The sequence below is a fragment of the Pseudescherichia sp. genome, assembly GCF_031987975.1.
Taxonomy (GTDB): domain Bacteria; phylum Pseudomonadota; class Gammaproteobacteria; order Enterobacterales; family Enterobacteriaceae; genus Pseudescherichia.
The window spans coordinates 162,863-181,394 of sequence record NZ_DALZYX010000001.1; the positions used below are offsets into that span (position 1 = coordinate 162,863).

24 protein-coding genes and 1 pseudogene are annotated in these 18,532 nt (G+C 53.8%); 11 read left to right on the forward strand and 14 right to left on the reverse strand.

What is annotated here, in order from left to right; all coding sequences use genetic code 11:
- Positions 1 to 73: 73 nt before the first annotated feature.
- Positions 74 to 271 (forward strand): hypothetical protein, encoded by a 198-nt coding sequence (locus RTN40_RS00760; protein ID WP_312226767.1) that lies wholly within the window; start codon positions 74 to 76, stop codon positions 269 to 271.
- Between the two features lie 63 nt (positions 272 to 334).
- Here the strand turns inward: RTN40_RS00760 and RTN40_RS00765 are convergent, their stop codons facing one another.
- The 14 genes from RTN40_RS00765 to RTN40_RS00830 all read right to left on the reverse strand — a co-directional run bounded on the left by RTN40_RS00765 (position 335) and on the right by RTN40_RS00830 (position 9,602).
- Positions 335 to 457: a DUF3927 family protein gene (locus tag RTN40_RS00765; protein ID WP_312227192.1), complete on the reverse strand. Its 123-nt coding sequence runs from the start codon at positions 455 to 457 to the stop codon at positions 335 to 337.
- Between the two features lie 120 nt (positions 458 to 577).
- Positions 578 to 1,156 carry a DUF1133 family protein gene (locus RTN40_RS00770; protein WP_312226768.1) on the reverse strand — a complete coding sequence of 193 codons (579 nt, stop codon included), beginning with the start codon at positions 1,154 to 1,156 and terminating at the stop codon, positions 578 to 580.
- Positions 1,153 to 1,521: a RusA family crossover junction endodeoxyribonuclease gene (locus tag RTN40_RS00775; RefSeq protein WP_312226769.1), complete on the reverse strand. Its 369-nt coding sequence runs from the start codon at positions 1,519 to 1,521 to the stop codon at positions 1,153 to 1,155. Before RTN40_RS00775 ends, RTN40_RS00770 begins: the two co-directional genes overlap by 4 nt.
- On the reverse strand, positions 1,518 to 1,802 hold the full coding sequence (locus RTN40_RS00780; RefSeq protein ID WP_312226770.1) for a hypothetical protein: 285 nt from the start codon (positions 1,800 to 1,802) through the stop codon (positions 1,518 to 1,520). Before RTN40_RS00780 ends, RTN40_RS00775 begins: the two co-directional genes overlap by 4 nt.
- A 5-nt stretch (positions 1,803 to 1,807) precedes the next feature.
- Positions 1,808 to 2,407 carry a DUF1367 family protein gene (locus RTN40_RS00785; RefSeq protein WP_312226771.1) on the reverse strand — a complete coding sequence of 200 codons (600 nt, stop codon included), beginning with the start codon at positions 2,405 to 2,407 and terminating at the stop codon, positions 1,808 to 1,810.
- A gap of 57 nt (positions 2,408 to 2,464) precedes the next feature.
- Positions 2,465 to 2,659: a hypothetical protein gene (locus tag RTN40_RS00790; protein ID WP_312226772.1), complete on the reverse strand. Its 195-nt coding sequence runs from the start codon at positions 2,657 to 2,659 to the stop codon at positions 2,465 to 2,467.
- Between the two features lie 1,504 nt (positions 2,660 to 4,163).
- Complete coding sequence (locus RTN40_RS00795) at positions 4,164 to 6,044, reverse strand: DNA cytosine methyltransferase (protein WP_312226773.1); 1,881 nt, start codon at positions 6,042 to 6,044, stop codon at positions 4,164 to 4,166.
- Positions 6,041 to 6,298 carry a hypothetical protein gene (locus tag RTN40_RS00800; protein ID WP_312226774.1) on the reverse strand — a complete coding sequence of 86 codons (258 nt, stop codon included), beginning with the start codon at positions 6,296 to 6,298 and terminating at the stop codon, positions 6,041 to 6,043. Before RTN40_RS00800 ends, RTN40_RS00795 begins: the two co-directional genes overlap by 4 nt.
- Positions 6,298 to 6,795, reverse strand: coding sequence for a hypothetical protein (locus RTN40_RS00805; protein ID WP_312226775.1), 498 nt, complete (start codon positions 6,793 to 6,795; stop codon positions 6,298 to 6,300). Before RTN40_RS00805 ends, RTN40_RS00800 begins: the two co-directional genes overlap by 1 nt.
- The gene (locus RTN40_RS00810) at positions 6,792 to 7,097 is read right to left on the reverse strand and encodes a hypothetical protein (protein ID WP_312226776.1); all 306 of its coding nucleotides are present in this window, start codon (positions 7,095 to 7,097) and stop codon (positions 6,792 to 6,794) included. The genes RTN40_RS00805 and RTN40_RS00810 overlap by 4 nt, the downstream gene beginning before the upstream one ends.
- Positions 7,098 to 7,099: 2 nt before the next feature.
- Positions 7,100 to 7,834, reverse strand: coding sequence for a replication protein P (locus RTN40_RS00815; protein ID WP_312226777.1), 735 nt, complete (start codon positions 7,832 to 7,834; stop codon positions 7,100 to 7,102).
- Positions 7,834 to 8,748: a replication protein gene (locus tag RTN40_RS00820; protein WP_312226778.1), complete on the reverse strand. Its 915-nt coding sequence runs from the start codon at positions 8,746 to 8,748 to the stop codon at positions 7,834 to 7,836. The genes RTN40_RS00815 and RTN40_RS00820 overlap by 1 nt, the downstream gene beginning before the upstream one ends.
- A gap of 87 nt (positions 8,749 to 8,835) precedes the next feature.
- Positions 8,836 to 9,372, reverse strand: coding sequence for a toxin YdaT family protein (locus RTN40_RS00825; protein WP_312226779.1), 537 nt, complete (start codon positions 9,370 to 9,372; stop codon positions 8,836 to 8,838).
- Between the two features lie 2 nt (positions 9,373 to 9,374).
- Positions 9,375 to 9,602 (reverse strand): YdaS family helix-turn-helix protein, encoded by a 228-nt coding sequence (locus tag RTN40_RS00830; RefSeq protein ID WP_312226780.1) that lies wholly within the window; start codon positions 9,600 to 9,602, stop codon positions 9,375 to 9,377.
- Between the two features lie 48 nt (positions 9,603 to 9,650).
- On the opposite strand from RTN40_RS00830, the gene RTN40_RS00835 reads away from it, so the two are divergent.
- The 10 genes and pseudogenes from RTN40_RS00835 (at position 9,651) to RTN40_RS00880 (ending at position 18,523) form a co-directional block, all read left to right on the forward strand.
- A complete protein-coding gene (locus tag RTN40_RS00835) occupies positions 9,651 to 10,313 on the forward strand; it encodes a helix-turn-helix domain-containing protein (protein ID WP_312226781.1) in 663 nt (220 codons plus the stop codon).
- A 179-nt stretch (positions 10,314 to 10,492) separates the two neighbouring features.
- Positions 10,493 to 10,696, forward strand: coding sequence for a hypothetical protein (locus RTN40_RS00840; protein WP_312227218.1), 204 nt, complete (start codon positions 10,493 to 10,495; stop codon positions 10,694 to 10,696).
- Entirely contained in the window at positions 10,696 to 10,884 is a 189-nt protein-coding gene (locus tag RTN40_RS00845) for a DUF1482 family protein (RefSeq protein WP_042395658.1), read from the forward strand. Before RTN40_RS00840 ends, RTN40_RS00845 begins: the two co-directional genes overlap by 1 nt.
- 129 nt (positions 10,885 to 11,013) lie before the next feature.
- Complete coding sequence (locus tag RTN40_RS00850) at positions 11,014 to 14,406, forward strand: PD-(D/E)XK nuclease-like domain-containing protein (RefSeq protein WP_312226782.1); 3,393 nt, start codon at positions 11,014 to 11,016, stop codon at positions 14,404 to 14,406.
- Positions 14,351 to 15,530: pseudogene (locus RTN40_RS00855) on the forward strand (RecT family recombinase). The gene RTN40_RS00850 and the pseudogene RTN40_RS00855 overlap by 56 nt, the downstream one beginning before the upstream one ends.
- Before the next feature lie 207 nt (positions 15,531 to 15,737).
- The gene (locus tag RTN40_RS00860; RefSeq protein ID WP_312226783.1) at positions 15,738 to 15,980 is read left to right on the forward strand and encodes a DUF4060 family protein; all 243 of its coding nucleotides are present in this window, start codon (positions 15,738 to 15,740) and stop codon (positions 15,978 to 15,980) included.
- A 64-nt stretch (positions 15,981 to 16,044) separates the two neighbouring features.
- A complete protein-coding gene (gene xisR, locus RTN40_RS00865; protein ID WP_312226784.1) occupies positions 16,045 to 16,257 on the forward strand; it encodes an excisionase family protein in 213 nt (70 codons plus the stop codon).
- A complete protein-coding gene (locus RTN40_RS00870; RefSeq protein ID WP_312226785.1) occupies positions 16,257 to 17,531 on the forward strand; it encodes a site-specific integrase in 1,275 nt (424 codons plus the stop codon). The genes xisR and RTN40_RS00870 overlap by 1 nt, the downstream gene beginning before the upstream one ends.
- A gap of 176 nt (positions 17,532 to 17,707) precedes the next feature.
- Positions 17,708 to 18,190 (forward strand): glutathione peroxidase, encoded by a 483-nt coding sequence (locus RTN40_RS00875; protein ID WP_312227193.1) that lies wholly within the window; start codon positions 17,708 to 17,710, stop codon positions 18,188 to 18,190.
- 54 nt (positions 18,191 to 18,244) lie between these two features.
- A complete protein-coding gene (locus tag RTN40_RS00880) occupies positions 18,245 to 18,523 on the forward strand; it encodes a hypothetical protein (protein ID WP_312226786.1) in 279 nt (92 codons plus the stop codon).
- Positions 18,524 to 18,532: the final 9 nt, after the last annotated feature.

Below are 18,532 nucleotides of genomic sequence, written 5' to 3' on the forward strand. Positions count from 1 at the left end.
AGTTATTTTGTGATAATCCTGTCAATGCAGTGGGAATAGGGTCATGATGCCCTTTTCACATACTGGAAATGACATGAGTGATGAAGACTGGATTATCGGAAGAGCTGTCATTGACATCTTCCAGTCAGACCCGGAGCAGGAAATAAGCAGAGAATTGCTTATTAAATTTCTCACCGACAAGTATGTTGCTGTTTACGAGAGTAGCGCCGAGGTGGACGAAATATTGCTTTATGAATCAGCATTAAAGTGGGTAATAGATTCTTCAAATTAAACAGCGCCGTAACCAAAAAATGCACTCTGTAAAAGACGCCCGGCGGACACCTTTAGAAGAGTGTTATCTCGTTGTTTGTGGCAGTGGCCAGAGCAGGATTACCGCTCCTGCCGCCAGCACGCCGTCAGCCAGGACCGACATCAATTTGCTGATAAAGTTAATGGACATAACCAGGAACAGCAGCAGTAGACCATCGAAGCGAGCCTGAGAGTTGAGATATTGCGGGCATAAAAAAACCCGCTCAGTGGCGGGCTTCTTATATTTTCTGCTGCTCAGTTCGCTTTAACGTTCCGAGCCTATCACAATTCAATCACCAGATGGCTCACTTTGCAAGTAAAATCTTTCACTATTTGTACCGAACATGTCACACATTGGCCTGTAAAGCATCGATTCTGCCAGACTTAGCCACATATCGATTCGACGGCGGCACGTCATAAAGCCCCAGTCCGGGTGCCTTTCCTGTAGTTCCTCAGCCAACTGCCGTTTGCTCATCTGCCAGCGGTAGCGCTGCGCCAGTACGTCAAGTAATCCGTCATGCCCCTGGCTTGTCAGCACAGCACTAATCACTCCGTCAATTTTTAAACCCTCATCATCAGAGCAAAACGCCAGGCTACTTTTGTTTTTGCCGTTGAGCATTTCACGGAGAAACACCTCCAGTTCTGGCTTTGATATTCCTGCCTTCTTCATTCGCCGCAGGGCTTCATTGATCGCGCTTTTACTTATCGTTTTACTGGTCAGGAGCTGGTTGAACATATTCCCGGCCCTGCCACCGCCGATATAGGACCAGCGGCCCCACATACGCAGCTTGCCCTGGATCCAGATGCTTTCCAGCGTGCGCAGACGCACCATTTCCCCTGCTTTGCCAACTTCTGCCGTGTGAATCATGCCTCTGCTCCTTCCTGTATTTTGATAATAATTTGCCCTTTTTCACCCCAGATCTTCGTAATCCGGCCATCCCAGATGCGGCTGTCGTCATCAAAGATTGCATCCAGCAGCGCCTTCTCAAGGTTGTCCTTGTCTGGTTTCTGCTGGTGCGGCTGCCCGTCGTACTGCGCGCGCTTCTTCTGGCTCAAGCTTTTCGGCATCGGGATTACAAACGTGACGTGATAACAAGACTCCGGCAGCGTGACGCCCAGCAGCCGCACCTGCGCTTTATAGGCCCAGTAAACAGCAGTCGTCGGGCGCTTGTGCCAGCGATCGCGCTGCGTCATGCGGGGTTTGCCAATCGGCGTAATGTCGTAGATTTTCATGCGGGTACCACCAGCCCACGGCGGGCAATCTGGATCAGGGTCAGCACAATGGCGCGATCCATCATCTGGCGGCGTTCGTCGCGCGTCAGCTTGTTGCCGTTGTCGATACTGTCATGGCAGCAAACGCAGAGCGCGGCGCTGGCGCAGTCGTCGGTTTTCAGGCCCATGCCCTTCCCTTCGTTTCGGTGTGCAACCTGCGTGCCCCATGCACCACAGAGAACGCATTGTTCAATCTGGCCGACGGCGGCTAACCATTTTCTACTGCGGTATGTCATGTTCATCGCCATCAGCCCCCGAAGTGCAGCAACTGCGAGGCGGCGTTCTCGGCCTCCGCCTGGCTGCGGAATGCGCGCGAGAGGATCCAGCGCCACAGCACGTCGAGCGCTGCGCGATAGAGCTGCTGGAACTCTTGCTCATCCATACTGGCGAATGCGATGCTGCGGGGATGCTTGCGGAGGGTGCCGTCAGGCAACTGAATAGCGTCATAGTGACCGGCCTCCACAATCACCCAGGAACGGTAGGCATCAAACGATTTGCAGATGCTGATGCTGCCGGAACGGCGATCAGCGATTCGCGCCAGATACTGCTCGGCGGCATCCAGCAGCGCGCCTTCGCTACCACCGAACGTGGACAGGAATTTAGCATAGCCGGTAACCAGTCTGCGCTCATTGGAAGAGATCGCCCCACCGGTAGGCTCCCAGTATTCGAAGCCGAAATTCAGCAATGCGAAGAAGCGGCGGTGAAACGCCGGGTTGCGGACCTGTTTGAAGTCGGCCACCAGCACGGCACCGAGTTTACATTTTGATTGCAGAAAATCGCTGGTCTCCGGCGTGGCGGGGATCAGGATTCCTGAGGACTGCTTGATGAGTTGTAGTTGCTGCGCCATGGTGTTCACTCCGTGGCGCTGCGATGCTCCGATGCCGTTGTTCAGGCGACAATATGATTATGTCAGTGAGTTATTGTTCCGGTCAAACGATCCGGCTGCTTTTGCTAACTCAATAAAATCCTCGAGTGAAAGGAGGTGTTGATTAGGACGCACTTTCTCAAGCCCGGTTACCCTCCCGTCTTCATACGTGACAAGGTACTTACCGCCCTGCTGCTTGATGATGTTAACCGCCTCAGCGATGTCCAAATCCACAACTAACCCCCTTAGCGCCTAGACGCTTCAATTCACTATGACTAACCAGTTTTGGCTGTTCACCTTCTATATGCGAACCACCTTAGCAGATCGGGTAAATTCTCTAATAACCTGCGCGGCAGAAAGTTTGAATTATATCCTGGCACTGCAACCATAGGTAACTTGTACTGTTTTTATATACAGTATTTTATAAAATATTTTTGTGCAGCCAAAAATAAGTAAATGATTTATAAGGTCAAATTTTAATCTTAATGAAGAATATTACTTGTACGTTTAGCTGAAACTACGGACGAGGTGGGGAGTGTAAGTGCTCTCGCGGCAAGTGCCGCCAATGAAGGGAGATAAAAGGGTTAGCGACTTTTTGCTTACATCGAACAAAACGGTGCAGTGCGGAGCCTCTGCCGATGCCAACTGTATGCTACGCCACGCGTAATATCGTAACTGCTCAAATAAGTCATCCCGCAGATTTTTGCGGCTGTTAAAGGAGTACTGATACGTTGATCACTAACATGGCAAGCCACATTTTGTACTCAAAGTTGGGCGAAGCAATGTTACGTTTATTTCTACACGTTCATCCAGAGCTTTGTAGGCTATTTAACAGTCAGGCTACCCACAGCGACTGCATTGAGAGATCAGCTCGGTCGGAGAACGGGCACTTGGATCAATGATAATTCCAGAGAAAAATCCATTTTATGGCTCTAAAAACCTTTACGACGAGCATAAATTTTTTCTGAAATCGCCGCAAATTTGATTTTCAAGGCCCACGAAAAAGACATTTTTCTCGTTTTTAGTTGCATTTCGCTATCTTAAATCACAGTAAGATTTTTTTTTCAAGTACATTGACTTTCCTGTAGCCTTTATCGTTCGCGGACTTAGCGATTATTACCTTTCCGCAACCGCAATTTAACCTCAAAATCAACTCTTGTACTGAAAAGAATCCAGACTAGAATACTAATCAAACAGCAAGATGTAGGCATCACAAGCTTTCAGCGGGGCTAGATATAGTCCTTCATCACCTTCAAGCCAAAATAAAAAGGCCCGGGTGATGAACCCGGGCCTTCCAATTGGTAGATGAGTTCGCACCTCATCTACCGAGCCGAATGTACCTAGCAGCTGAGTTAAGCTTAACGACATGTAGTCGAACCTTCAATTTTTTTTAGGCATCAAACTGTTTTGTTTTTGATTTTGAAAGAGTTTTAGTCAGCCTTGGTTTTTGGTGATGCTTGAACTTGCACCCCAACCATATTCAGGCCGAATGTATCTAGCAGCTAACTCAGATACAACATCTGCAAGGGCGAATCCATGGGTGCTTGCAGTGAGGCGTGAATCAGAAAGGTCAAAGCAAAATGTTGCTTCTTTTCTTAAAACTGGCACGCCCGGTAACGGTCATTATCATGATCGTACTGGAGTACCTGGAAAGCCGTAACCATTAATTTGGATTTTTTGGCTTACAGGTAATGTAATTGAAGGAAGCCCGGCTATTGTGGGCTTCCTTTTTAAGGAATTAAGCAGCCTTATCTTTCACTACACACATTTCCGGCAGATTTGCACGCACCAGCGCCTCAGCGAACGGCGGCGGTACCGCGTTGCCGCAACGCGCAACCTGTTTGTCTTTGGCGTAGCGGGTGCCCATGTAGTCGCGGTCGATGATGTACCACTCCGGGAAGCCCTGAGCACGATACAACTCCGCAGGCTGCAGCATGCGCATGCCGATATCAACTATGCGGTAAACCACGCCGCTGATCGTCACCAGGCCGTCGCAGTTCGCGCCGCAATATTTCTGCAGGAACGTTAGCGTTTGATCTGCGCGCTGCTGGTCGTAGGCCTCAACCGCCAAGGTGGTTTTAACCTCCCCTACATGCAGGCCGCCCGCAGTTAACCCTGGTGCTGGCGCGTCAACTACCCGGCCATCCTTGCAGGTACCGCGTAGCATCACCAGGTGCGAGGTCAGCAGGCCATGATGATCGGTAGTGGTGACCGTGTGGGCCGGTTCGTCCAGCGCCACGCCTGCGCCCTGGTAGTTCCCGCCGAAGTGCTTAACCAGATTCGCCGCCACCAGCCCAAACTTTCCGCCACCGGCGACAACGGTACCCATTGGCTTATGCAGGCCGGGCACACGCGGATCCTGCCCCGGACGCTCGCCATAACCCATCTGGATCAGGGTCGGCGTTACAAGCTGCGATTTGCCGCCGCCGCCCGCAGTAACCGTAGCGCTCGGCTCGTCCGCGCGGTGGCCGACGCTTGCACCGAACTGGCGGGAGACAAACGGCGCGAGTTCCGCCTCAACCAGTCCCAGCGCGTGGCCATTGCCGCCCGGTCGCGCCGACGTGCCAGCGGTTATGGTTGGCACCGGATCTGTAACTGCCTGCCCCGTTGCACCGGTACGGAACTTTGTCAGATGCGGAACCGCGATGGCATAGCCGTGCGTTTTAGTGATTGTCTGCAGCGGCTCCGCCAGTGCCTGGCCCCGGAAGCAGTCGTATTTGCCTTTCGTGGTAGTGTGGTTGCACTTCACGATAAACGGCGAGGCGCTATCCAGCACGAACCGCTGAATGCCCCGGGCGATGCGCCGGAGGGTATTTTCTGCCAAGGCCTTTTTGCGGTCGAATATGGACGGCGCAGGGATAGACCAGTCAATGCACTCCGCCGCAGTCCGCCAGGGCTTAAGCTTGCCACTTTGCACCGCTGCCGTTTTCGGATCCCCATGTGTCGGCTCTGGCCAGACGATAGGCTTCCCGTCTCTGCGCATAACGACAAACAGCCGTTTGCGAATAGTAGGCGCGCCATAATCGCATGCCCTGAGTTCACGAAACTCGACAACGTATCTCAGCCCCTTGATCAGCCGTGCCGCATCCTCACTATCCAGCGGGATATTTAAGAACTCACAGCATTCGGCCAGGGCAGGATGATTCGGATCAATACCAGTAGTCAGCATGCCGATAAACGCCTGGAAGGTTTCACCAATCCTGGCAGGATCCGGTCGCATCTCTCCAGCAAGCAGCGGCCCCCAGGTCTTGAACTCCTCGACATTCTCTAATTTCATGACGCGCGGCTCTACATCAAGCCCCCAACGCAAAACAACCCAGGCGAGACCACGGATGGCTTTCTCTACGGGTTTCGCGCCTTTTGCCTTGGAGAAGTGCCTGCAATCTGGGCTAAACCATGCAAGCGCTACCGGGCGGCCGGCGGTCGCTACTTTTGGCTTTACCTCGTACACGCTCTCGCAGTAATGCAGCGTGTCCGGGTGGTTGGTGCTGTGCATGGCCACTGCGTTGGGGTCATGGTTAATCGCAATATCCACGCTGCGACCGATAGCCAGCTCGATCCCGGTGCTGGCCCCGCCGCCCCCGGCAAAGTTATCAACGATGATTTCCTGTAAATTCACGCGTATTTCTCCATGGCAGTGGCCAGCGAACGGGCGGCGGTGATGATCGATGGCACCGGCATTTTTTCGAGCCACATCCGGTTGATGTGATGCTTCAGGCGGCGCTGGTGGTGCGCCGGGAGATCCCCGGCGCTTTCAACCTGTGCGTAAACCAGTCCAACCTCTGCTGGCCAGACTGTTTCCGGCACGTTCACCAGCAGCAGGCGCTCCAGCTCTATAATGCGGCTGGTGGCGTATTGCAGAAGTGGATCCATCACACTTCCTCGCCCGGCGCAGCGGCAAGCATGGCCTGATATCTGGCTTTGAGCGCTCGTTCTGTCCACCCTTCAACGAGGCACATTTCGGCCAACATTTCGGGTGTAGGTTCAAGCGGTACAAGCCTCCATCCTTCTGGTTTAGCTTGCGCTTTTAGCTCGTTAACCGCCGCCTTAGTCGTCGGCTGCCGCAATACCTCCAGTGCATCGAACAGCAGCGCGGAGGCCGGGTTCAGCGATTTTTCTACCGGCTTAATGCCGCTGGCGCTGTACTGCCAGACCAGCTGCCCAATAATTTCGGCGCGGGCCACGTTGTCCGCCGTCAGCGCATCACGCTGTCTGACTGTTTCGCGCAGCGCAGCCGTGGTGCAATCCAGCCGTTCGGCCAGACGGGTAATCATTTTCGCGATATCGATTAGCGCCGTGTCGCTGGACATCAGCCGTGCAAATTGATGACCTGCGACCACCAGCTCTTTGTTATTCAGTGATTCACTCATACCCGTGCACTCCCAAAAATTTTATGAATTTCGTAGCCCTGCCAGTTCTGGCGGCAAACGTCCGCCACCGATGGTGCTGCTGTTTTTGGCCGCTTGATGTTCGCTTCCCCGCCAGGCAGCAGCGTAAAGACCGGGTGATGCGGCTCGCCTGCGCGGAGAACCACAGAGCGCCGGTTCAGGTGCAGCAGCAGGTTATGGGCTTTTTTGCAGTCGCAGCCCAGCAAGGCCTGCACCTGACGTGGGATGATGGTCTGGTTTTCGCGTAGGTAATCGACGATTGCCCAGAGTGATTTACTGGCCATGATCACGCCCTCCCCCTTTTGAGACCGAACTTCTCCCTGATCTCCTTCACCCGTGCCATGTTCTGCTCACGCGTCAGCGGCTTTCCACCCAGCACAGGGAGACGGGCTACCGGTTCGGGAAGATCTTCACCGTGGCGGATACGCTTGACCATCTTCGCCAGTTCGTCCGCTGCTTTGCGGTTCAGTTCCATATCGCTGAGGCCCGCGGAACGCATCTGCTGGTACAGCGTGGTAACCAGCCAGTAACAGGCCCGGAATTTCACGGTATGAGGCGTGATACCGTGATCAGGCCACGGGTAGGACTCAGCATCGTGGTAGCGGCTCCGGTTGCGGCAGTATTCGTATACCAGCGAGACTAGTTCATTCTGGTCAGGCAGCCCGAGAGCGGCGCTATCTTCCGCTTTGCACCACGCGACAAACTGTCCTGGTGATGGCAGGAATGGTTTTTCCTGGCGGCGGGCAGCGCGCATACCGGCGTTGATTTGTTCAAGGGTGGTGATGCCGTTTTCTTTGAAGGCCCACAGCCACTGGCGGCGCATCTCGTCCAGGTCGTCCTGGCTTTTGCTGGCCAGCAGGGGAAACGTGGCGCGCAGCTGGCGGAACAGCTCATTAAAAATCTCTGCCGTTTTCGCCATCTGCTGCCGTGGCAGTTCGTCCTGTACTTCTGGCAAACCGTGAGCCATACGGCGCATGTTCTCGCGATCGAAATCGTGCATACGTTCAGCAATGCTTTTCATCAGAGCACTCCGTTAATCCAGTCGGTGTTGTCCAGCGCGCCAGTACCTGCTTTAGGCTGCGCCTGCCTCGGGTTGCGCAGACGTTGTGTGGTCAGCGTGTCCCAGTGTTTACGAAGGCTGGACGGGCTCAGGATATTGCTGGCCCAGAAATCGTCCTCACTGGCCCACACGAGCAACTCACAAATGTCGCGGTGAGTCCTGTGGTCAATCATGCGCATCAGACGAACGGTATTAGCCCATTCGACCCATTTGGGCTCTGACAGGCTGGCATTGACCATGAGAAGTTTTTGGTAAATCCACTGCGCGGCCCTGAGATCGTCAGCCGTTCCCCAGGACTTACCGGCGGGCGTGTATATCCCGTCAGCAGCTTCCGGATGGCGAGAGAGAAATTTTTTGGTAGCGTCGTTTCGGGATTCGTCAGAATTCCGGGACGAAGATCTTTTAATACTGTTCTTGTTCTTGTATTGGGTGTCTACCGTTTCCGGGAAAGGTTTTCCCGATTCCGGGAAGGATTTTCCCGTTTTCGGTGAAAGTTTTCCCGTTTTCGGCTTGTCTAAAATCCAGGCAGATAGCTCAGTATTTATACCGACAATTTTCATCACACCCTGCTTGTGAGCGAAGATGATTTTCCGGGCTGCCAGCGATTTGATAGCGTCCGAAATATGCGAATCACCCAGGTCCGTCAGCTCAGCAATAACCGTGTTTGTCACCCGGTCCTGCTTCTTGTTCCATCCATAGGTAAGCCAGATCACCGCTTCCAGACACTGCCACTCCCGGCCGGACATACGCAGTCTGGGCTTGAGCTTCTGAATCTCATTGGCGATCTTGGTGTACCCGTTAGCCAGGTCGGCCATTTGACCTCCCGAACGCTCGGTTTTTATAGGGAAATTGATAACTTCAGCGGTATTTGACATACTCACCTCGTGAACTTGCAGCCGTAATTTCACACCCCGAAAGCCGTTGCTGTTCCACCAGCGCGGCTTTCACCATTTCCAGACCTGTCATATTCCCCCCAGCATTGTTGTCACCATTGCCATAAGCGGACCGGCCAGATCCGGCTCAAGCCGAAACATCGACACGATTCCTTCGCTCATTTCCTTCAGCTTCTGATGCCTGGGCGCGTCCAGCAAAATGGCCCGCTTCGCCTCGGCCACCTCCTTTTCGGCATGCGCCAGACGCGTAATTTTGCAGTCACCGCCCACCAGCGCGGTGCGATGCTCCAGCGGCAGAACGACCAGAATCGCAGGCGTCAGCTGGCGAACCCGATCCCGGCAGTCGTCGGTATCGAAACGGTTATCAAGCCAGCGAAAAAGTTTCTGCCTAGCCCGGCTGATATCTTGCGAAAACTCGATACCCTGCCCGCCGCAGCTGCGCCACTGATCCACGATGTGAGCAGCAACGACGTCCTGCCCGGCAACCGCTGCCCAGGCGCGGACGGCGTCGCGGATAGCGACATGGTTCGGCTCTTTGACTTGAGAGCGATTTATCATCGCTGACTGTGAAATAGATGTACTCTGTTGAAAAGTAAGTGTTTGCATGATTAAGCCTCTTGCCGTGGCAAACCATCTGTTGGGTTGGGGTAAATATCAGGACGAAGCTCGTGGGGTGTTACCCCCGTTAGGTCGAAAATTGCCATTACTCGATCTACTGGTACTACGCCACTGGATCGGGTGCGCCATAGACTGATAGTCATAGGCGAAACGCCTAGTCCACGTGCCAGTGCTGACGCCGAGCCAGCTTCTGCAATCGCTTTTTGAAGGGAATCCATAAAACCTCCGTGAGAGTTCAACGGAGTTAATTAAACAACAGGTTTAAATTGGCGTCAATTAATTTCAACATGCTGTTTATTTCGATATTTAAACAAACTGTTTATAATGTTGATATGAAAGAAGAAACCATTAAAGATTCAGCGTTATCAGATCGGCTTACAAAAATCCTCAAAGCCAAGAAGATGTCCAAATCTGAACTGGCCAGACAGGTTGGCGTGTCGCCGCAAGCAGTTAATAACTGGTTCACTCGTGGGGAACTAGGGAGAGAGTCTGCGCAACGTATAGCAGATGCGTTAAAGGTTTCGATAGACTGGTTGCTTAAAGGGGATCCTGACGACATCCTTACTGTTGAGCAAATCCGCCTGAACAGATTCAAACATTATTTCGCAGCAGGTTTGCCAGATAGCGATAGCTTAACGGAGAAGCAGATTCTTCAAGACATCCATGACGGTAAACAGATTATTACAGATAGCATTGCCCGCAGGATAGAAGCTGACTATAGCTTGCCCTATGGCGCACTAGATTATGATCCCCTGTATACCCCTTCAAATCCTCTGGAGAGTCTTTCAGAGCAAGAAGTTGAACTCCTGCACTTATTCAGGCAGATGCCAAAATCGGCTCAGCGTGAGATGCTCGCAATGTTTAACAGTCGTGTCAGTGAGTATGCAGCTCTGTTTGCAGAAATGCTTGAGACAAAGAAAGCGAAGTAATCCAGCCCATTTTTTTAAACCGGCCATGTGCCGGTTTTTTTACGCCCATCCCTTTTTTTAAACTTGTTGTTGAAAACAAACTTGACCTACATTTAAACCTGTTGTTTAATTCACTCATCAACAACGCGCTGCGTTGCTCCGATAAACGTTCTGACGCCGGGAAAGACCGGGAGGATGAGATGGAAACTACCAATCAGGCAGTACCAAACAGCGGGAAAGCAGTAGCGATGCGCAACAGCCGCACCGGCGCAGCTTGGCTCGTCTCGTTTAATCATATCGAAGGCATGTACTGGCACGAGCCACAGGGCAACCTGCGTCATATCCGTCAGCCGTTCGCCGCCCCCAGCATTCAGCCGCATCTGGTACCGGCGGGGACGCACTGATGAATACGTTATTCGCGTTAGTGCTGACCGTAGGTATGACCAACGGCGATTTTCAGGATGTGGTGCTGGGTGTGTATGAAGACCAGCGCCAGTGTGAAGCGGCAGCTGTTGAGCAGCATGTTGCGGGCGAGTGTTTCGAAGTGGAGCGCATTATCCGTAACGGCGAACAACCAGCCGTGACCCTGTAACGAAAAAACCCGCCAAAGCGGGCTCTCCGTCCGGTGACCGACCAAAGTACACCGGAAATTTTAAACCACCCAAGCAATGGCGGCTTATACAGCGCCGGGGATCTTACAACCCAAAGGAGCTTAGACGCAATGAACACCTACGCGTTTGTGATTAAAGCTAAGGCAAAATCAGAGAAGAAAAATCTGTTCTGCTGGTTCTCTGCAAAATCCGATTCTCGCGCAGAACGCGAGATCCTCAACATTCTCGACGACGCCGATATTGCTGTCGGCCGTGGTGCTGACTACCTGTTGCCGCAGCGCACCGACTGGCATGTCGCTGACGATCTGCCGGAAGAAGGCGTGCTGGATGATACCTGGTGCGACCGCTACACCCTCGGCGAGGATGGCCGCTCATGGAGTCCGGTCCAGGGCGACGCTGGCGCAGCTGCTGCGCCGGTAGTGACCGTGGAAACCCAGCCCACCCAACCGGCCGCCGATGCGGAACTCCGCCCACTGTCACGGCTACGCCTGATTCAGCGCCTCTTAGCCCACCTCATGCACGATACAGAGATGGACCAGATCAGTCTGGAGCAGCACATCGAAATCGGCGTAATGGAAGGCAAAGACGAGAATTGCTTTGTCCAGGGCCTGCGTCAGGCCATCGAGGATACTCCGGAGATCCGGGAGCTTTCTGCGCACGTGGAGTGGAAGCTTATCAAGGCGGTTAAAGCTGTATTCCCGCAGGATCAGGGCCACGAAGCCAAACGTATCGCCACTTTCGTTAACGACTGGGTAGCGGCTGAAGTCAGCGAACGCGGCCAGCTGGTGGAAGACTGGCTCAGCGGCAAGCTGCCAGCTAAGCCTGAAGTCGAGTTAGATTCATCGGATGTTTTGCTGGTAGAGAACGGCCTGAAGATCTACAAAAATGACGACGAGGGTACACGCTATCCTGTCTGCAGCATGCCGTTCCGCAAACAGCTTCTGTCGCAGCTGACTGCTAACGAACTGCGCCATCATCTTACCCGCAGCGAACACGCTGAGATCACCGCACTCGAAATGGATACCGATAATGGTTATGTCCAGAACCTGCTGCTGGTCGCCGAACACTGTGCCGAACTGAAAACATTCGATACTGCTGGTTTGTGGGTCTACACCTCGTCCATCAAAGATGTATTCAATCAGGAGAAGCGACACGAGCTGTCAGTAATCCTGCAGTTCACTCAAACCTGGCTTGCGGCCGAAAATCATGGTGACCGCGAGGCTCTCGTTCGTGAGTGGGCCGCAAGGAATCGCGTCAGTACGAGTACCGTCGATGAAGCCCCACCAACCCCTGCAGCCTATAAGCGAGCAGTCGCGCAGAACATGGCGAACCTGAGCATCGAGATCGCTATCGCCCTGCTATTCCCGGATGCAGTACCCGGACAAATCAACCGTACGCAACTCATGGCAGCCAAAAAGCTGGCGGACCAGAAAGAGGCATCACACGTCAAAGCTCTCAAGGTTCTCGGTAAAATCACTGACATCCTCGAGTACAACGCCAACAGTATTTTCGGTGTGACCCGCGCCATTCCATGGGCTGGTGAAGAGACCACAACTGAACTCCGTGGTCTGGTGCGTGACTGGTTCACCGCGCACGGGATTTATGAAAACGGCGAGCGCTCTAAAGGTTATCCAGAGTGGGATGAAGACTCCCGTGCAGGCCGCCAGCCGAAAGCTGAAGAATCGGTACGCGAGGAAGCCGATAGCCAGCTGGCTGACACGAACCACGTTATGCCGAAGTGGGTAAAAACCGAAGAGCAGCAGATTGCAGAAGAACAAGGTAACAAAGTTCATACCCTACCGAAGTGGGCGGCTGCCGGTGATGAACAGCCTAAAGTTGAGAGCCTGGGCGGCGGCGTGTTCTCCATCGAAGGCCTGCTGGCCACCCCCTCAAATGAAGTCGCAAAACAGGAAGCGGAGAGCGTCGTACATGTGCAGATGGAAGAGACTGACCCGAGCAAAGTCGAAGCTGGTGATGCGGTACCGGCGGTCGAAAATGTTGATGAAGCTGCGGCGCAAGCAGGTAGCGTAAACCCGGCGGATATTCTCGCCGCTGCAGCACCGGAACTGGCGAGCAATGTTGCCGCCGATCTGGACCAGAATATCGAACCTCTGAACCAGGATGAGCCGGAATTACCTAAAACCGAACCAGAAACGCCAGAAATCGAACCAGCAGCTGATATTTTCGAGCCAGAAGCTGCAGCGCCACAATGGCCAGCATACTTCGAGCCGGGCCGTTATGAAGGTCTGCCGAACGACGTATACCACGCCGCGAACGGCATCAGCAGCACGCAGGTGAAAGACGCCCGCGTCAGCCTGATGTATTTCGAAGCGCGCCACGTCTCAAAGACCATAGTGCGCGAACGCTCCAAAGTCCTGGATATGGGCAACCTGGTGCATGCGCTGGCGCTGCAGCCGGAGACGCTGGCCGCCGAGTTCAGCATCGAGCCAGAAATCCCGGAGGGCGCGCTCACCACCACGGCGACGATCCGCGCCTGCATCGATGAGTATAACGCCAGCCTGCCGCCGCAGCTGAGCGCTGACGATATCAAAGCGCTGCTGGAAGCGCATAACGCCACCCTGCCCGCGCCACTGCCGCTGGGCGGTTCAGCTGATGAGACATACGCATCGTATGAGCAGTTGCCTGAGGAATACCAACGTATTGAAAACGGCACTAAGCATACCGCCACGGCTATGAAAGCGTGCATCAAAGAGTACAACGCCACCCTGCCCGCGCCGGCGAAGACCACCGGAAGCCGTGACGCGCTCCTCGAGCAGCTGGCGGTCGTCAATCCTGACCTGGTTGCACAGGAAGCGCAGAAGCCCGCGTCACTGAAAGTGGGCGGCACCAAAACGGATCTAATACAGGCGGTTAAATCCATTAAGCCTGATGCCGTATTCGCCGACGAGCTGCTGGACGCCTGGCGCGAGAACCCGGAAGGCAAAGTTCTGGTAACCCGCCAGCAGCTGGCGACCGCAAGGGCAATTCAGTCTGCGTTACTGGCACACCCGACCTCCGGAATGCTGCTGACGCACCCTAGCCGCGCCGTAGAGACCAGCTATTTCGGCATTGACGAAGAGACAGGTCTGGAAATTCGAGTGCGGCCGGACCTCGAAATTGAGCTGGACGGCGTTCGCATCGGTGCCGACCTAAAAACTATCAGCATGTGGGATGTGAAAGCAGATGCGCTTAAAGCCCGGCTGCGTCGTGAGATCCGGATGCGTGATTACCACCTGAGCGCGGCCATGTACTGCGAAACCGCAGCGCTGGATCAGTTCTTCTGGATTTTCGTCAACAAAGACGAGAACTACCACTGGATCGCCATTATCGAGGCATCTGCAGAGCTGCTGGAACTGGGCATGCTGGAATACCGCAAAACCATGCGTGCTATCTCTACCGGGTTCGACACAGGTGAGTGGCCTGCGCCGATCACCGAAGACTTCACAGATGAACTTGACGATTTCGACCTGCGCCGTCTTGAAGCGCTGCGTACTCAGGCATAAGGGGAATGACCATGGAAAATACGAACATCATCACAGCAGAACAGCAGGCACCGAACACCATTTCTGCCAGCAACGCTATTTTCAACGTGCAGGCGCTGAGCCAGCTTACTGCCTTTGCCAACCTGATGGCTGACTCTCAGGTTACCGTACCGGCTCATCTGGCAGGAAAGCCCGCCGATTGCATGGCGATCGTCATGCAGGCGATGCAGTGGGGCATGAACCCATACGCGGTGGCGCAAAAAACTCACCTGGTCAATGGCCAGTTGGGTTATGAAGCGCAGCTTGTTAATGCCGTAATTACCAGTTCCAGCGCCATTCATGGTCGTTTTCATTATCGCTACGGCGGTGACTGGGAACGTTGCACCAGAACTAAAGAAGTTAGCCGCGAGAAAACCGGTAAGAATGGCAAATACACCTCCATTGAGCGCGTTCGCGACTGGACTGATGAAGATGAAGTTGGGCTCTACATTCAGGTCGGAGCCATTCTTCGTGGCGAAAGTGAAATCACCTGGGACAAGCCTCTTTACCTGTCTCAGGTGGTTACCCGCAATTCGCCTCTGTGGGTTTCAAAACCAGACCAGCAGATAGCTTATCTTGGGGTGAAGTACTGGGCGCGGCTTTACTGCCCGCATGTGATCCTTGGCGTTTATACGCCTGATGAGCTTGAGCAACGCACAGAGCGGGAAATCAATCCTGCACCCGCCCAGCGCGTGAGCCTTGCAGATATCAAAGGTGACGGCGTAACAACAACTCACAGCGCGCAGGAATCTGCCGCCAACATCGATGCTATGGCGGATGAATTCCGGGATCGCATTGAGGCTGCTCAGGACGTGGACGGTGCTAAAGCTCTGCGTGCCGACATCGAAACCGCTAAAGCGACGTTAGGATCCGCCCTGTTCACAGAGCTGAAAAACAAAGCCGTTCGGCGCTACTACCTGGTTGATGCCCGTAACAAGGTGGAGGCGGCGATCAACTCCCTGCCCCAGCCCGGCGAGCCTGGTGCCGAGGAACAGTTCGCAAAAGCCGAGCAGGCACTGGCGGCGGCGAAGCGCCACATGGGCGACGAGCTGTATGACCAGTTCGCCATCACCCTGGCGGATATGAAGCCGGAATATGTGGCCTGATGGAGGCGGGAGGGGCAACCCTCCCGGTAACGAGATGAGCTAGAAACAGATCCGCTGGAGCGATGAAGAGCTGAGGCTACTGCTGACGCACAGCAACCGGCAAATCTCAGAGCTGACCGGCCGCCCGCTGGTTGAGGTAGAAGACCGCCGCCTGCTGGCGAACATCGAGCGGAACTGCTGGGACGTGTTTGATCCGGAGTGTGCTGAATGAGGCTAATCAACCGAAGCAAGAAAGAATCGCCGTTGGCGCGCCGGGCTTGCGATGCGGCGCTGGCCCGTCATGTGGAACGGTTCGGCGATTACGCCAGCCGGGCCACCAGTAGCGAATACACGGTGCTGGTGGACGGAATGAAGGTAAAGGTCGAAGTCCAAAACCGCAGCGCCAGCTACGTGGCCACGGCGATCACCGGCGCGCGACGCCTGCGTCACCTTGCCGGCCGGATGTCTTGATATCGAAATATCATCAACGCGCGATCAGCATAGTTATACTCGTGCTGATCGCCAGGTACTTCATATGGCACAAGTAATTTTCAATGAAGAGTGGATCGTGGCGTCTAAGTTGACCGAAAAAACTGGTCTCAGCGATCGCCAGATTAAAGCGTTCCGCCAGGGCGCATGGATTGAAGGCATTCATTTCAAGCGCGTCTCCCTGTCAGGTATGGAAACCCAGCGAGGCATCATCTGGTACAACTACCCGCGGATTAACCAGTTAGTACAGGAGTCGTAATGTCATACCCAACGGGCGTTGAACTGCATAACGGGAAAATCCGTATTACCTTTCTTTACCGCGGATCCCGCTGTCGGGAGGTCCTCAAAGGTTGGGCCGTTAATGCTTCGAACATAAAGAAAGCCGGTAATCTGCGCGCTGTGATCGTCAGTGAAATCCAGCTTGGCCTGTTTGATTATGCGGCGCGGTTTCCCGACTCAAGGGCTCTTCAGAAATTTTCATCGACCCGCGTAGCGTATACCTGGGGTGAGCTGGTCGAACTCTGGCTCAATGCTAAAGAAGAAGACATTTCAAAAAACACAATGGCTCGCGTTAAAGCGCAGCTTAAAACCATTAACCGGATTATCGGAGAAATGACCCTGATTGCTGATATCACCCACAGCGATCTGATGAATTACCGGAAAGAGCTGCTGCGCGGCGAGACATTTTATGCGCCCGGCAATAAGCGACAGAAAACCGGGCGGAGCGTTAACACGGTTAACGACTATATATCGCTGACCTGTCAGATCCTGCGCTATGCGCACCGCAGTAAATTCATCACCGATAAGCCGTTTGAATACATTCCCAAGCTGTATAAGGACCGCACAAAGCCCGATCCACTTTATCGTGAGGAGTATGCCAGGCTAATCCTGTCGAATAGTGGTCAGGACCGTAACCTGTGGCAGCTCGCCATCAATACAGGCTTGCGCCACGGAGAACTGGCGGCGCTGGCATGGGATGATATCGATTTTGAGGCAGGCACGGCTCACGTCAGAAGAAACCTGACGAAACAGGGCAATTTCGTTCCGCCAAAAACGCTGGCCGGGGATCGGGTGCTGCCCCTACTCGCAACTGCACTGGATGCGTTACGCGCGCAGTATGCAATAACGGGCGAGCTGGCGGAGACGACCATCGTTCAGCATTTCAGAGAATACGGCAGCTCCGAGGAGCAACAGCACAGATTCGTTTTCCTGCCCGGCCTGAAGAAGCAAAAGCCAGGGAAGTATTTTACCTGCGATTCGATCAGCGATCGGTGGGATGCAGCAGTAAAGAAAGCCGGTATCCGCCGGAGAACGCCATACCAGACACGACATACCTTCGCGTGCTGGGCACTTTCTGCCGGTGCTAACCCGTCATTTATTGCAAGCCAGCTCGGCCACGAAGACGCACAGATGGTTTACAGGGTGTATTCGGCCTGGCTTAAAGAGTTCAGCGGGGATCAGGTGAGCATGCTTAACGATAAATACGGCGTCGCCCCCATTACGCCCCCAAAGACGGCGAATAAGGATAATTAATCTTTTAATTCAGGTAGTTAGGCGAAACACCTTATACAGTAGGGGGGTATAGTAGCAGGATCTCTATCTTGCTGTAAAATTTATGTTTGGATAGGTGTGAGTGGGTAGCAACATGGTGTGTTAATCAATAGCGGGCAATGTTAACGTATAAACTATTCTGCTCTGAGGATTTCGTCATGACCACCTTTCATCAACTTACTGCCACCAGTCTGCGTGGCGAGTCTATCTCGATGGCCGACTACGCGGGTAAGCTGGTGCTGGTGGTGAATACCGCCAGCCATTGTGGCTTTACGCCGCAGTATGCGGGTCTTGAAGCGCTCTACAAGAAGTATGCCTCAAGGGGACTCGTGGTGTTGGGTTTCCCCTGCAACCAGTTTGGTTCTCAGGAACCTGGCGGCCCTGATGAAATCGCGCAGACCTGCCACATCAACTACGGTGTGAGCTTCCCGATGTTTGAGAAAGTAGAGGTTAACGGCGCCGCTACCCACCCGGTCTTTCGTTACCTGAAAGACGAATTGCCCGGCGTGCTGGGTGGACGGATCAAGTGGAACTTCACTAAATTCCTGATCGGACGCGATGGCAAACCGCTCATGCGTTTTGCACCGTTTACCACGCCAGAGAAAATGGAAACCGCAATTCGTAGCGCACTTGGGATCTAAGTATTCCCATCGTTACACCTCATCATATTTGTCATTCAGGCCAGGAGGCGGAACATGCACATCAATACCAGGGTCAAAATTGCGACACTTATCTATCTCATGGCGGCCTGTGCCATTGCGCTACCCGCTCTTGCTCTGTTCCTGGATCTGATGATAAACGGAAGCATCATTGATATATGGCAAGGTGCATACTCCTTTGCAGATCTTCTTAGCTTTCGTAAAACGCTTTTCTTGAACTTCGCCGGGCTCGGTGCGATCCTTGGCTTTGTCTACTGGCTCTTTTTCTTCAGGAAATACCGGCACCACGATCCGCTGGATAAATATTTCAAGTAACTGCTCATC